The 13,964-nt window shown below is 62.3% G+C and carries 15 protein-coding genes; 13 read left to right on the forward strand and 2 right to left on the reverse strand.

Going from position 1 to position 13,964, the window contains the following annotated elements; translation table 11 throughout:
- Positions 1–3: 3 nt before the first annotated feature.
- A complete protein-coding gene (locus HSW_RS24285; protein ID WP_155832956.1) occupies positions 4–333 on the reverse strand; it encodes an energy transducer TonB in 330 nt (109 codons plus the stop codon).
- 325 nt (positions 334–658) lie between these two features.
- Positions 659–883, reverse strand: coding sequence for a hypothetical protein (locus HSW_RS12600; protein WP_044002219.1), 225 nt, complete (start codon positions 881–883; stop codon positions 659–661).
- Positions 884–1,065: 182 nt separating this feature from the next.
- Here HSW_RS12600 and HSW_RS12605 point away from each other — a divergent pair, with 182 nt between their 5' ends.
- The 13 genes from HSW_RS12605 to HSW_RS12660 all read left to right on the forward strand — a co-directional run bounded on the left by HSW_RS12605 (position 1,066) and on the right by HSW_RS12660 (position 13,960).
- Entirely contained in the window at positions 1,066–3,366 is a 2,301-nt protein-coding gene (locus HSW_RS12605; protein ID WP_044004652.1) for an efflux RND transporter permease subunit, read from the forward strand.
- Between the two features lie 124 nt (positions 3,367–3,490).
- On the forward strand, positions 3,491–4,069 hold the full coding sequence (locus HSW_RS12610; protein WP_044002220.1) for a hypothetical protein: 579 nt from the start codon (positions 3,491–3,493) through the stop codon (positions 4,067–4,069).
- 219 nt (positions 4,070–4,288) lie between these two features.
- Positions 4,289–4,639, forward strand: coding sequence for a hypothetical protein (locus tag HSW_RS12615; RefSeq protein ID WP_155832957.1), 351 nt, complete (start codon positions 4,289–4,291; stop codon positions 4,637–4,639).
- A gap of 19 nt (positions 4,640–4,658) precedes the next feature.
- Positions 4,659–4,850, forward strand: a complete 192-nt coding sequence (locus HSW_RS23810) for a hypothetical protein (RefSeq protein WP_052346405.1) — start codon at positions 4,659–4,661, stop codon at positions 4,848–4,850.
- Positions 4,851–5,041: 191 nt separating this feature from the next.
- Complete coding sequence (locus HSW_RS23815; protein WP_052346406.1) at positions 5,042–5,350, forward strand: hypothetical protein; 309 nt, start codon at positions 5,042–5,044, stop codon at positions 5,348–5,350.
- Positions 5,351–5,382: 32 nt separating this feature from the next.
- A complete protein-coding gene (locus tag HSW_RS12625; protein WP_044002222.1) occupies positions 5,383–5,742 on the forward strand; it encodes an Imm51 family immunity protein in 360 nt (119 codons plus the stop codon).
- A gap of 11 nt (positions 5,743–5,753) precedes the next feature.
- Positions 5,754–6,230 (forward strand): hypothetical protein, encoded by a 477-nt coding sequence (locus HSW_RS12630; RefSeq protein WP_044002224.1) that lies wholly within the window; start codon positions 5,754–5,756, stop codon positions 6,228–6,230.
- 78 nt (positions 6,231–6,308) lie between these two features.
- A complete protein-coding gene (locus HSW_RS12635; RefSeq protein WP_044002225.1) occupies positions 6,309–6,986 on the forward strand; it encodes a response regulator in 678 nt (225 codons plus the stop codon).
- A 199-nt stretch (positions 6,987–7,185) separates the two neighbouring features.
- Positions 7,186–8,559, forward strand: coding sequence for a sensor histidine kinase (locus tag HSW_RS12640; protein ID WP_044002226.1), 1,374 nt, complete (start codon positions 7,186–7,188; stop codon positions 8,557–8,559).
- 275 nt (positions 8,560–8,834) lie between these two features.
- Positions 8,835–9,113: a hypothetical protein gene (locus HSW_RS12645; RefSeq protein WP_044002227.1), complete on the forward strand. Its 279-nt coding sequence runs from the start codon at positions 8,835–8,837 to the stop codon at positions 9,111–9,113.
- Positions 9,114–9,165: 52 nt separating this feature from the next.
- Positions 9,166–9,492: a four-helix bundle copper-binding protein gene (locus HSW_RS12650; RefSeq protein ID WP_044004654.1), complete on the forward strand. Its 327-nt coding sequence runs from the start codon at positions 9,166–9,168 to the stop codon at positions 9,490–9,492.
- A 103-nt stretch (positions 9,493–9,595) separates the two neighbouring features.
- Positions 9,596–10,744, forward strand: a complete 1,149-nt coding sequence (locus tag HSW_RS12655) for an efflux RND transporter periplasmic adaptor subunit (RefSeq protein WP_044002228.1) — start codon at positions 9,596–9,598, stop codon at positions 10,742–10,744.
- A 36-nt stretch (positions 10,745–10,780) separates the two neighbouring features.
- The gene (locus HSW_RS12660; RefSeq protein WP_081768399.1) at positions 10,781–13,960 is read left to right on the forward strand and encodes an efflux RND transporter permease subunit; all 3,180 of its coding nucleotides are present in this window, start codon (positions 10,781–10,783) and stop codon (positions 13,958–13,960) included.
- Positions 13,961–13,964 lie beyond the last annotated feature (4 nt).

The raw sequence follows: 13,964 nt of genomic DNA on the forward strand, positions 1-13,964 counted from the left end.
AGTTTACAGGAATTGATATGTAATGGTCAGTTCCTCCGAGGCAGTTGTTCCAGGTTCAAAGCGTAGTTGGCGCAGCACTACGGCAACTTGCTGCACCATCTCATCCCGTCCTGTTGCTCCCACAGGTATGGTGTTTTTTGTCTCCTCTACATCACTTACCAGACCAGCCGCATTAATGGTCAATCGCATTGTAATTTTCCCTGCTACTTGGGCCCGCAACGCTTGTGCGGGGTAGCGGATGGTCTTTCTCAAATAGTCGTAATAGCTGTTGTCTTCGGGCAGTATCCTGTTTTCCTTAATGCGTTGCCCGATACCACGTTGCAAAAGGGGCATTCCACTAGCAGAAGCAACAATGCGTACCGAATCCCGGCGCAATGCCTGTAGCCGATTTATAGAATCTTGTCGGATTTTCGCTCGCATAGTCTGCGCCCCGCGTTGGGCAACAGTGGCTAGAGGCTTCGAGGGAGTCACCGGGCGCGCCTCCCATCGGTTGTACGTAGCCTGCGCCCGAGCTGAGCTTAAGCCAGCACCGAGTAGCAATGCCAAGCCACCCACAACCATCTTTTCGTAGCCCATATCGGATAGTTATTAACACAGAACACCCCACGCAAACAAGCAAGCGTGAGGTGTTCTGTTGAATGTTACCAACTGGCTTTATTTACAACGACTTCACGGCCGGGGCAGCGGCTGGGGCGGGCGTTACGGCGGCGGTTTTGGTGCCTTTCTTCATGCAACAGGAGCTGCCCATGGCCGATTTCTGGGCCTCGGAGCACTCCATTTTGGCAGCTGATTTCTTGCCTTTCTTGTCGGCTTTGTCGCCTTCGTGGGCAACGGAGGAACCGGCGAAGGCAAACAGGCAGAGGGCGAGCAGGGCGTTTTTCATGGCAGCGAAGAAGTAGGAACAAGAAACAAATGCCGGAAATCCGGGGTTGGCTTTCGGTTGTTCTAAAGTAGCTGAGTTTCGGCAGAAAACCGAACCCCACCCGCCGTAGCTTTGCGGTGGCCGGTTTCCAGCTGCCGCACTCGTTTCCTGATGCCCGAAGCCCCAGCTTCGTGGCCTTGCTTATGCCCCTTCGCAAACTCGCGCACCTTACCCTGCTGGCCCTCGGGCTGCTCACGGCCCTGGCTGTTTTTTCCGTGGCCCAGCTGCGGTTCAACTACAATTTCAACGACTTCTACCCCGCCGGCGACCCGGACCTGGACTACTACGAGCAGTACGCGGCCCGCTTCGGCAACGACAACGACTATGTGCTGCTAGGCCTGGAAGCGCCGGCCGGCCAGACCGTGTTCGAGCCCCGGTTCCTGACCAAAGTCGATTCACTCACGCGCTTTATCCGGGCGCGGCGGCACGTCACGCAGGTATCGTCGCCGACGACGGCCAGCAACCCGGTGGTGGAGGGCCTGGGCGTGTTCAACGTGCCTTATCTGCACCCGCAGGAGCCCGCCCGCCGCGCCACCGATTCGGCGCTGGTGTACCGCACGCCGGGCCTCGTAGGCAACCTGATTTCCCGGGATGCACGGGCCGTCACGGTGCTGTTCCAGACCTCGCCCAACCTGAGCAAGCCGCCCGGCGACTCGCTGCTGGCGGCTGTGCGCGCGGAGCTGGCCCGCCAGGGCATCCCCGAAAACGAGTACCACATGGCCGGCAAGATGGTGGCCCAGTCGGTGTTCGTGGATCGGCTGCAGATGGAGCTGCTGGTGTTTATGAGCCTCTCGGTGGTGCTCGTGACGGGGCTGCTGTGGCTCACGTTCCGGACGTGGTGGGGCGTGGTGCTGCCGCTGGTGGTGGTGCTGGGCTCCATTCTGTGGGGGCTGGGCGTGATGTCGGCTTTCGGGGTGAGTATTGACCTGATGACGGCGCTGCTGCCGGTGATGCTGTTCGTGGTGGGCATGTCGGATACCATCCACATCATCACGCGCTACGTCACGGAGCTGGGCTACGGGGCCAGCAAAAAGGATTCGCTGCTGATTGCGCTCAAGGAATCGGGCTTCGGCTCGGGGCTTTCAGCCCTCACCACCAGCATCGGCTTCTTCACCCTGATGACCAGCACCATCCGGCCGATTTACAACTTCGGGCTGTTTACGGGTATTGCCGTGCTGCTCACGTTCGTGCTCAGCTTCACGCTGCTGCCGGCCATGCTGCTGCTGCTGCGCAAGCCCCAGCTGCGCATCCCGCGCGAAACCGGCCACAGCTGGGACGGCGTGCTGGGCCGCCTGTTCCGCACGGTGCTGGCGCGGCGACACTGGGTGGTAGCCATCAGCGGGCTGGTGCTGGTGTTATCAGTAGCGTCGGCCTCGCGCATCCGCATCAACTCGGCGCTGCTGGATGATTTGTCGAAAAACGACCCGGTGAAGCTGGATTTCCGGTTTTTCGAGCGGCAGTTTGCCGGCGTGCGGCCCTTCGAGCTGGATTTGAAGCCGGCCCCGGGCCGCTCGATTTACGACCTGGACGTGCTGCGTCAGACCGAGCAGATTGAGAACTACCTGCAAAAAGACTACGGCCTGAACTTCGTGGCCTCACCCGTCACGCTCATCAAATCGGTGCGCAAAGCCCTGAACGGCGGCCTGCTGGCCGAGTACCGCCTGCCCGACTCCGAGGCTGAGCTGGCGCGCCTGCTGCGCAAGGTGAAGCTGTTTCGGAAAAAGCCCGAGTTCCGGGCCCTGGCCCTGCCCGATGGCTCCGAGGGCCGACTCACCGGCCGCATGCCCGACGTAGGCAGCATCCGGGCCGACCAGTTGAACGCCGGCCTGCGCCGCTTCCTGCGCACCTCCGTGGACAGCACGGTGGTGCAAACCCGCCTCACCGGCTCGGCCAACCTCATCGACAAAAACAACGAAAACCTCACGCTCAACATGATTACGGGCATGAGCATCGACATTGTGATGGTGACGCTGATTGTGCTGCTGCTGTTCCGCTCGGTGCGCATGACGGTGGTGGTGCTCATCCCCAACCTGGTGCCCATTCTGATTGTAGCCGGCGTGATGGGCGCGGCCGGCGTGAGCATGAAGGTGAGCACCAGCATCATCTTCACCATTGCCTTCGGTATTGCCGTCGACGACACCATCCACTTCATCTCGAAGCTGAAACTGGTGCTGCTCAAGGAGCCCAGTTTGTTCAAGGCCGTGCGCAAAACCTACCTGATGGCCGGCAAAGCCGTCATCGTCACCTCCCTGATTCTGGTGGGCGGGTTCTCGACGTTGATTTTCTCGTCGTTCGATGGCACGTTCTACGTGGGGCTGCTGATTGGGCTGACCTTGCTGTTCGGGGTAGTGGCCGAGCTGACTTTGCTGCCGATTCTGATTCTGTGGTTTTACCGGCACAAGCCGAAGGAAATACGTCAGCCGGTGCCGGCGTTGGGGGGATGATTTTTAGCCCGCAGAGGACGCAGCGGTTTACGCAGAGGACGCAGAAGAACGACCTTCGCGCCCTCTGCGTAAACCGCTGCGTCCTCTGCGGGCTAAATCAGTATGCCCCATCTTTGCCGCCTCTATGACGAAACGCCTCCTGCCCTTCCTGCTCGCTCTTTCCTGCGGAACCGCCCTCGCCCAAACGCCTACTCCGCCCGACGACCCACTGCCCCGCCTGATTCAGGAGCGCCAGCAGATGGTGCAGCAGTACGAGGCCGCCAACGCCCAGCGCAACGCCTTTTTAGCCAACAAGCCCAGCAAAAAAGATCTCCAGGAAGTGGTGGACGCCCTGAAAGGCATCATTCGCAAAGACACCGAAATCGTGCGCGAAGTACAGGCCGCCACCCTGCGCCGCACCGCCGCCGTGGTGGCCGAAAACCAGCAGGCCAAGCAGCAAATCACGGTAGCCCAAACCGACCAGAGCAGCACTCAGGAACGGTTCCACGACCTGGAAAGCCAGATTGCCAACCTCCAGGAGCGCGACCGGCAGCGCGAAAAGAAGCTCCAGACCCTGCAATCCACCGACGACGAAGCCACTGCCGCCCGCACCAGCCGCGAGCTGCTGGCCGCCGCCCTGGCCGTGCTATCGGCCGGCCTGCTGTTCTACGTGCTCAAACTGCGCGGCCAGCGTGGCGCGGCACCAGTGAAGCGGCGGAAGTAGAACAAGGCTAGAACGTCATTCTGAGCAGCGCGAGGAGTCTCGCGTGCTGACGTTGCTAGGCCAGGCGCCCCAAAAGAACGTCATGCTGAGCGCAGCCGAAGCATCTCTACTTCTGGCTAATCAACTGGCATTGCCCAACGAAGCGGTAAAGATGCTTCGACTATGCCTCCGGCTTCGCTCAGCATGACGTTCTTTTATTTCACACACCGCTTCTCCCACATGCTCACTCCCGCCGCCCAGTTCCTGACCTACGCCGAGGCGGTGGCGCTGTACCAGCAACTCAAGGAAGCCGAGGTGGATGCACTGGTGAAAACCTGCGGCCCGCCCTCCTTCCCTTTCGGTGACGGCCTGTTTTACCAGTTGCTGATTGAGGAAGCCGACGTGCCGCTGGCCCGGGAAACCGTGGAAGCGTTTGAGTTGCAGCGCGCCGCCCCGAAAGCCGTGCGCTGCTCACGCTGCCGGGCCGAGGGAGCCGCGCCGCTGCTGCGGCCGGCATGGTGGCAGCGGCTGTACTACGCGGGCACGGTACTGCACAAATGCACGCAGTGCGGCACGGAATTTCCGGTGTAAAGCCACGGTTTTAGCTACCATGAACCTGTCTGAACACTATGCGGCCATGCGGGAGGCCACCGTGCACCGGCTGCTGCACGAAGGCGCCGACCCGGACCTGCTGCTCCACTCGCCACAGGACGACCGGCGGGGCCTCACGCTGCTGGCCCGGCCCCCGGCACCTATCACGACGGCTATTGAAACCACATACTGGCCGATTTTAGGGCCCTGAAACCCGCGCAGTACTACTACCCTGCCGCCGATATCCACCTCACCATTCTCTCCCTCATTTCCTGCTACCCGGGCTTCACGCTGGCGCAGATTGCCCCGGCCGCGTACCAGCGCGCCCTGCGGGGTATTACCCGGCTGGCGCGGCCCTTCCGGATTCGCTACGAGGGCCTGACAGCTTCGCCCGGCGGGATTATGGTGCAGGGCTTTCCGGAAGATGAGGGTCTGGAGGAGCTGCGCGAGGCCACCCGGGCTTTTTTCCGCGCCTCCGGGCTACAACAGTCCATTGATACGCGCTATAGTATTCACACAGCCCATTCCACCGTCATCCGCTTCACGCGCCCGCTCTCCGATGCGCCGATGCTGGTGGCCCGGCTGGCGCAGTATCAGGAGCAGTTCATCGGGACATTTGTGGTGGATGTGGTAGAGCTGGTGTTTAACGACTGGTACCAGCGCGCCCGTACTACCGTGTTACTGGGAACGTACCCGTTGGGCAAGCCCTGACTACCTTGCCACCACCTTTCCCTTTCCTGCCCATGTCTACTACCTATCCGTTCCTGGTTGCTGACCTCGAAGACCAGGCCACGCCCGGCCGCCAGCAGCGTCTGCTGGTGAACCTCTCCAACATGGACGACTATTACAACGTGTTCGAGAAATACGGTTTCAGCGGCAGCGGGGCCAGCTGGGCCGAGCACATCGAAACCATTCTGGAAGAGCATGCCCCCGCCCTACTCGACCACGTGGAGCTACTGGGCCAGGGCGAAATCTTCGGGGTGTACACCGACGGCCCCGGGGCCACCGAGCAATTTCTGGCGCTCATCCAGCCCATCTTTGGCGACCTGGGCAGCCTCAGCAAGTATCTCAGCCAAGCCGACCCGGGCGACTTTTTTGAGTAAGATTATACCCAATGAAATTCACTCCTGACATCACCATTGCCTGGAAGCTCGGGTTCAGTTCAGTACTCTTTGCCGCTTGCACCACGCAGCCAGACAGCACGCCGGCCACTGCCGTTCCGGCTGCGTCACTAGCCGGTATCCATCCTGTCAGCAGCGCTACCCGTGACACGTTTTCTGTTCTGACTCCGCACACGGTGAAGGTGTATCTGAATAGTCCGGCCTTGTACCAGCAGGCTATACAAAACGGCGTAGAAAATTATCTGAAGTTTATCTGCAAGCCGCGTACTGAAGGGCTGCAGATATTATTCTCCCGAGTGCAGGACGATACTGCCTATGTCACCTTTGAGGTAACTGACCCTACCGCTTTTACAAAACCAGTGGACACCGCCGGTTTGCAGTATGCTTTTAGTCTGGATATCGATCCGGAACGCGCAGGCATTGATTCAACCTTTACCCTAGCAGACCTTCTATACATCAGTAGCAGGTAGCAAAGAGAGGATTGTACCCATCCTTGACCTAGGCCGACTGGCATTGCGTATAGTGGCCCGGTGTTACTTGCCCCTTACATGAAAATACTCTTGGTGGAAGACGAGCCCAAGCTGGCGTCTTTCGTAAAAAAAGGCTTTGGCAACGAAGGATACGAAATTGAAGTGGCCTACGACGGCCGTATGGGCCAGTCCCTGATTCAGCAGAACCGCTATGATCTAGTGATTTTAGACGTGAACCTGCCCTACGTAAACGGCTTCGAGCTGTGCCGGCTGGTGCGCCGCCAGGATGCCCGCGTGCCCGTGCTGCTGCTCACCGCCCTCGACAGCCTCGACGACAAAGTAACCGGTTTCGAGGCCGGCACCGACGATTACCTGGTGAAGCCCTTCGAGTTCAAGGAACTGCTGCTGCGGGCCCGGGTGCTCATGCGCCGCCACACCGAGGCTGCCACCGTGCAGCCCGCTCTGCGTATTGCCGATCTGGAGCTGAACCTCGACGCCAAAACCGTGACCCGCGCCGGCCAGCGCATCGACCTGACCACCAAGGAATACTCGCTGCTGGAGTACCTGCTGCTGAACCGGGGCAGAATCATTTCCCGCGTGGATATTGCCGAGAAGGTCTGGGAGCTGAATTTCGACACCAACACCAACGTCATCGACGTGTACGTGAGCTACCTGCGCAAAAAGCTCGACAAAGGCTACCCCGTCAAGCTCATCCACACCGTGGTGGGCATGGGCTACGTGCTGCGGGAAGGGTAGGCAAAGGTGAAGTTGTGGAATGGTGAAGTTGTGCCCGGTAGCGTAGACAACCGTCATGCTGAGCGCAGCCGAAGCATGACGTTCATTTTCTTTTCTGTCCACACAGCCTAACGGGATAAGGTCCTGCTCGCTGCTCAGGATGACGGCCACTCACCCCACCTTACAACTTTACCATTTCATAACTTCACCATCTGCCACCATGCTCATCCGCAACAAGCTGATTCTGCGCTTTACGCTGCTGGTGGTGGGGATTCAACTGTGCTTTTCGGCGTTTCTGTACTATTTCCAGGCTACCACCCGTGAGCAGCGCTTCGTGACGCGACTCACCACCAAGGCCACCATGACCACCCGCCTGCTGGTGCGGCGCGGGGGCCGGGTAGATGAAAGCCTGCTGCGCCAATTGCACCGCCGCGACCTGTTTACCATCCCGCAGGAACAGATCAGCATTTACGGCCCCGGCCAGCACCTGCTCTACACCAGCGCCGACAACCTCAGCCAGCGCCTGAACTCCCGGCAGCTGCGGCGGGTGCGGCCCGGCCGGCCGGTGCGCTTCGCCGATGGCGAGCTGGAAGCCGTGGGCCTGCTCTATCAGTACCGGGGCCAGCCCTACTGGCTGTTTGCGGCCGGCCACGACGATTTTGGGCTGAGCCAGCTACACAAGCTGCGCCTAATTCTGCTGGCGGCCAACCTGGGGGCGCTGGTGCTCATCATTCTGGCCGGCTGGTATTTTGCCGATGAGTCGCTGAAACCGATTTCGCGGGTGGTGCGGCAGGTGGAGCGCATCACGGCCTCCCGGCTCAGCGTGCGGGTAGATGAAGGCAACGGCACCGATGAAATTGCCCAGCTGGCCCGCACCTTCAACCACATGCTGGGCGGCGTGGAGCAGGCCTTTGAGTCGCAGAAGAGCTTCCTGAGCAACGCTAGCCACGAGCTGCGCACGCCCCTGGCCTCGGTGCTGGGCACCCTGGAAACCGCCTACGCCTACGACACTACCCTGCCAGAAGCCCGCCAGAGCATTGGCTCGGCGGTGGAGGATATCAAGCAGCTCATTGAGCTGACCAACGGCCTGCTGAGTCTGGCCCAGGTCACCGACCCGGCCTTCCGGCAGCAGCCCGTGCGCCTGGATGAGTGCCTGACCCAGGCCCTGGCCACCTGTCAGCGCCGCCACCCCGGCCGCGAGCTGCGCCTGGAATTCGGGAACCTGCCCGCCGAGGTGGACGACGTGTTTATGGTGCGCGGCAACGAGCAGCTGCTCACCACGGCCCTGCTCAACCTGCTCGATAACGCCTGCAAGTACTCCACCGGTCCGGTCCGGGCTGTACTGGGCTACCCCACGCCCGCCGTGCTGCGGGTGCAGGTGCTAGACGAAGGTATCGGCCTGGAGCCCCACGAGCTGGCCCGCATCTACGAGCCGCTGTACCGGGCCGGCTCGGCCACCACTACCCCCGGCTACGGCCTGGGCCTGCCCATGACGCGCAAAATCGTGCAAGTCCACGGCGGTGAAATCCGCCTCACCTCCCAGCCCCGCCACGGCACCACCGCCACCGTAGAGCTGCCGGCAGCGGCGGTGTAAGGGTGGAGGGTGTGAGGGTAAAATAGAACGTCATTCCGAGCATATGGCGCATCAAACCAGAGACCGGAGAATATTGCGTGCTGACGTTGCCACAGTATGCCTGCCGTTTGGCCGGGCGGGATGCAGTTGAACGCGCCGGTAGCTGACACGAGGCCGAATAGACTACGAAGCGGTAACTGCCCGACGGCACTGAACCAAGGGACCCGGCCGGGCCTTCTAACTTCTTCTAATTTCCTTCTCATACCGTTTTAATCCCGCCACGCGTGCTTTGGGGGATGATGGGGAAACGGACCATGCTGCGCGGCTCCCGCGCCCTGTTGCTGGGGTTACTGCTGGGCACGCTGTTGCTGTCCACGGGACTCAACCTGTACCTGCTGTGCCAGGAGCCCGCCTACCCGCTGGCCTACGACCCGGACGGCCCATTGCTGGAATCGGCGGCCGAGCTGGAGCTGGTGCAGACGCGCCGGGCCCTGGCCGAGTGCCAGGCGCGGCGGCCGCTGGCCGTCGTCGCCCCCGATTCGCTGGCCGTTCCTCTGCTTTCTGCTACTCCCTGAGCCACCAGCGTTTTGCCGCTGGCTTTTTGTGTTTTCCCGCTTCCCCTTTTTCATGCTTCCCCGCCAACAACACGTACTCAACGCCCTGGCCTCCTGCGCCACTGCCTGCGACCAATGCACCACCCTCGGCCTGGCCAGCCTGCCGCTGCAGGCCCACCTGCGCAGCTTCCGCCTCAGCCGCGACTGTGCCGATTTGTGCCGGCTGGCGGCGGCTTTCCTGGCCCGCGAGGCCGAGCATACGCCCCATCTGCTGCGCGAGTGCGCCGAGCTGTGCCGGGCCTGCGCCGATGCGTGCACCCAGTTCGATACGCTCCAGCACCGCGCCTGTACTGAGGCCTGCCGCCGGGGCGAAGATGCCTGCCGCACGGCCTTTGTGTAGGCTCGGTCTTAACCTTTTCTAATGTGAGCCTCACGCGGCTCTAATGCCAGCGCGGCAGCTTTGTAAAAAACGCTTGCCTACTCCCGGTCCCTATCCTTCTCCTATGCCTGCTCCCCTGCTCAAATCCTTCCGCTGGCTGCTGCTGCCGCTGACCGCCGCCACCTTGGCCGGCTGCGGCGCCGACAGCGCGGCTGAAACGGCCGCCACCACCGAAGCCCCTATCTCGCTGCCCGTGGTGCAGCTCGCGGCCCGCGACACGGTGCTTAGCCGCGAGTACGTGGCCGACGTGCAGGCTACCCGCAACGTGGAGCTGCGGGCCCGGGTGCGGGGCTTTCTAGAGAAGATTTACGTGGATGAGGGTCAGAAAGTCCGCCAAGGCCAAGCCCTGTTCCACATCAACGACGCGGAGTATAAAACCCGGCTGACGCGCACCCGGGCCACGCTCAACAACGCCACGGCTCAGGCCCGCGTGGCCAGCCTGGAGCTGGACCGCGTACGGATGCTGACCCAGAAAAACATCATCTCCAAAACCGAGCTGGACGTGGCCCAGGCCAAGCTCACGGCCGCCCGCTCCACGGTGGAGGAAGCGCGCTCGGCGGCCTCCAATGCGGCCCTCATGCTCAGCTACACCACCATCCGCGCCCCGTTTGATGGCGTGGTAAACCGGGAGCTGCTGAAGGTGGGCAGCCTCATCGACGACGGCACACTGCTGACCAGCGTGTCGGATACCCGGGCCGTGTATGCCTACTTCAACGTGTCGGAGGCGGAGTATCTGGAGTACATGAAAACGCGCCGGCAGGACTCGGCCCGCCGCACCAACCAGGTGCGGCTGGTGCTGGCCGATGGCACGCTCTACGCGCCCACCGGCCAGATTGAAACCGTGGAAAGCCAGTTTCAGGCCGGCACCGGGGCCATTGCGTTCCGGGCCCGCTTCGCCAACCCCGAGCGGCTGCTCAAGCACGGGGCCACCGGCAAGGTGCGCCTGGCCAACACCGTGACCGACGCGCTGCTCGTGCCCCAGAAGGCCGTGTTCGAGCAGCAGGACAAGAACTACGTGTACGTGGTGGATGCCCAAGGCCAGGTGCGCCAGCGCAACTTCGTTCCCCAGAGCCGCCTCGACGCCTTTTACGTGGTGGATAGTGGCCTGAAAGCCGGGGAGCGGATTGTGTGCGAAGGCGTGCAGGACCTGCGCGACGGCTCCCGCATCACGCCCCGCCCGGTCACCCTCGCCAGCCTGACCACCGCCCTCTAGTCGCGCCCCCGCGCCCCACTTTCAGCCTCGGATTCTATGTTTTCTATTTTCATCAGACGGCCGGTTTTGTCGCTGGTTATTTCGCTGTTTATCACCCTGCTGGGCGTGGGGGCGCTGTTTACGCTGCCCGTCACGCAGTTCCCCGACATCGTGCCGCCCTCCGTGACGGTGCGGGCCAAGTACAACGGGGCCAACGCCGAGGTATCGGCCAAGGCAGTGGCCACGCCGCTGGAACGAGCCATCAACGGGGTGCCGGGCATGACCTACATGAACACCGTAACCACCAACAATGGCACCACCCTGGTGGAGGTGTTTTTCGAGGTGGGCACCGACCCCGACCTGGCCGCCGTAGCCGTGCAGAACCGCGTGACGACGGTGCTGGATGAGTTGCCCCAGGAGGTTATCAAGGCCGGCGTGGTGACGGAAAAGGAAGTGAACAGCATGCTGCTGTACCTGAACATCGTCAGCGACGACCCCACGGCCGACGAGCAGTTCATCTACAACTTCGCCGACATCAACATTCTGCAGGAGCTCAAGCGCATTAAGGGCGTGGGCCTGGCCGAAATCCAGGGCAACCGCGAGTACGCCATGCGCGTGTGGCTCAAGCCCGACCGGATGCTGGCTTACCGCGTGGGCGCCGACGAGATTGTGGAGGCCATCCAGACCCAGAGCGTGGAGGCAGCCCCCGGCCGTACCGGCGAAAGCTCGGGCCGCTCGGCCCAGGTGCTGCAATACGTGCTCCGTTATACCGGCAAGCTCTTCGAGCCCGAGCAGTACCGCAACATCGTGATTCGGGCCGAGGCCGACGGTTCGGTGCTGCGCCTCAAGGACGTGGCCGACGTGGAATTTGGGGTGCAGACCTACCGGATGCTGTCCAAGAGCAACGGCCAGCCCTCGGCCGCCATCCTGCTTAAGCAGCTGCCCGGCTCCAACGCCTCCGACGTTATTGCGCAGGTGAAGGCGCGCATGGCCGAGCTGAAAGCCACCAACTTCCCGCCCGGCATGACCTACAACATCAGCTACGACGTGTCGCGCTTCCTCGACGCGAGTATTCACGAGGTGGTGCGCACCTTGTTTGAGGCGTTTTTGCTGGTCTTCGTGATTGTGTACCTGTTTTTGCAGGACTGGCGCTCCACCCTGATTCCGGCGCTGGCCGTGCCGGTGGCCCTCATCGGCACCTTGTTTTTCATGCAGCTGCTGGGCTTCAGCATCAATTTGCTCACGCTGTTTGCGTTAGTGCTGGCCATCGGCATTGTGGTCGATAACGCCATTGTGGTGGTGGAAGCCGTGCACGCCAAGATGCACGAGAAGCACCTTTCCGCTATGGACGCCACGCTGGAAGCCATGGGCGAAATCAGCGGGGCCATTGTGGCCATCACGCTGGTGATGTCGGCGGTGTTTATTCCGGTGTCGTTTATGAGCGGGCCGGTGGGCGTGTTCTACCGCCAGTTTTCGCTCACGCTGGCCATTTCCATCGTCATTTCGGGCTTGAACGCCCTCACGCTGACGCCGGCGTTGTGCGCCCTGCTGCTCAAGGAGCCCACGCCCGACGCCGAGCGCACCGGCCTGCTGGGCCGCTTCTTCGCCGGCTTCAACAGCCGCTACGAGCGGTTTGCCGACGGCTACCAGCGCCTGGTGCGCGTGGTGGCCAGCCGCCGGCTGGTGACGGTGGCGCTGCTGCTGTTCTTCTTCGCGGCCACCTGGGGCGTTAATTCGGTGCTGCCCACTGGCTTCATTCCGAGCGAAGACCAGGGCATGGTATACATCAACGTGACCTCGCCGCCCGGCGCCACCATGGAGCGCACCCAGCAGGTATTGCAGGAAGTGCAGCGCGTGGCCCAGACCCTGAAGCCGGTGGAATCGGTATCGACGCTGGCCGGCTACTCGCTCATGAACGACGTGTCGGGGGCCAGCTACGGCATGGGCATGATCAACCTGAAAAGCTGGGACGAGCGCAAAGAATCCGTAACCGAACTGATGGCCCAGCTGCGCGCCAAAACCCGGCACATCACCGGGGCGCAGGTGCAGTTTTTTACCCCGCCCACCGTGCCCGGCTTCGGTAACGCCGGCGGCTTCGATTTGCGGGTGCTGGACCGCACCGGCCGCGGCGACCTGCGCCGCACCGACGAGGTGACGGACCGCTTCATCAAGGCCCTCAACAACACGCCGGCCATCGAAAACACCTTTTCCGGCTTCGACCCCACCTTTCCGCAGTACCTCATCCACCTGGATGCCGACCTGGCCGCCAAGAAGGGCGTGACCGTGGCTAGCGCCATGGGCACCCTGCAAACCCTGATGGGCGCCAACTACGCCGCCAGCTTCATCCGCTTCGGGCAGATGTATAAGGTGATGGTGCAGGCCCTGCCCGGCTACCGCACCAAGCCCGAGGATCTGTTGAAGCTCTACGTGAAAAACAACCGGGGCGAGATGGTGCCCTACTCCACGTTCGTGCGGCTGGAGCGGGTGTACGGCCCCGAGCAGTTCACGCGCTACAACATGTACACCTCGGCCACCCTCAACGGCGACACCGCCCCCGGCTACTCGTCGGGCGACGCCATCAAGACCATTGAGGCCGTGGCGGCCAAGGAGCTGCCGCGCGGCTACACCTTCGAGTGGAGCGGCATGACCCGGGAGCAGATTATCTCGGGCAACCAGGCGCTCTACGTGTTCGGTATCGTGCTGGTGTTCGTGTATCTGCTGCTGGCGGCCCAGTACGAGAGTTTTCTGCTACCCCTGCCGGTGCTGCTGAGTTTGCCCACCGGTATCTTCGGCGCGTTTCTGGCCCTCAAGCTGCTGGGGCTGGAAAATAACATCTACGCCCAGGTTTCCCTGGTGATGCTCATCGGCTTGCTGGGCAAAAACGCCATTCTTATCATCGAATTCGCGGTGCAGCGGCAGCAGGAAGGCCTGTCGGTGCTGGACGCGGCTGTGGAGGGCGCCCGCTCGCGCCTGCGCCCTATCCTGATGACCTCCTTCGCCTTCGTGGCCGGGTTGATTCCGCTGTGCATTGCCACCGGCGCGGGCGCCATGGGCAACCGCAGCATTGGTACAGCGGCGGCGGGCGGCATGCTCATCGGCACCTTGTTCGGGGTGGTGCTGATTCCGGGCCTCTACGTGCTGTTTGCGCGCGACAAAAAGCCGGCTCAGCCGGTCGCCGAGCCCGCCGTGCACCCCGTTCCCGCCGCCCACGCTGAGCCCGCCCACGCGGCCGCCTAATCCT

Source organism: Hymenobacter swuensis DY53, assembly GCF_000576555.1.
Classification (GTDB): domain Bacteria; phylum Bacteroidota; class Bacteroidia; order Cytophagales; family Hymenobacteraceae; genus Hymenobacter; species Hymenobacter swuensis.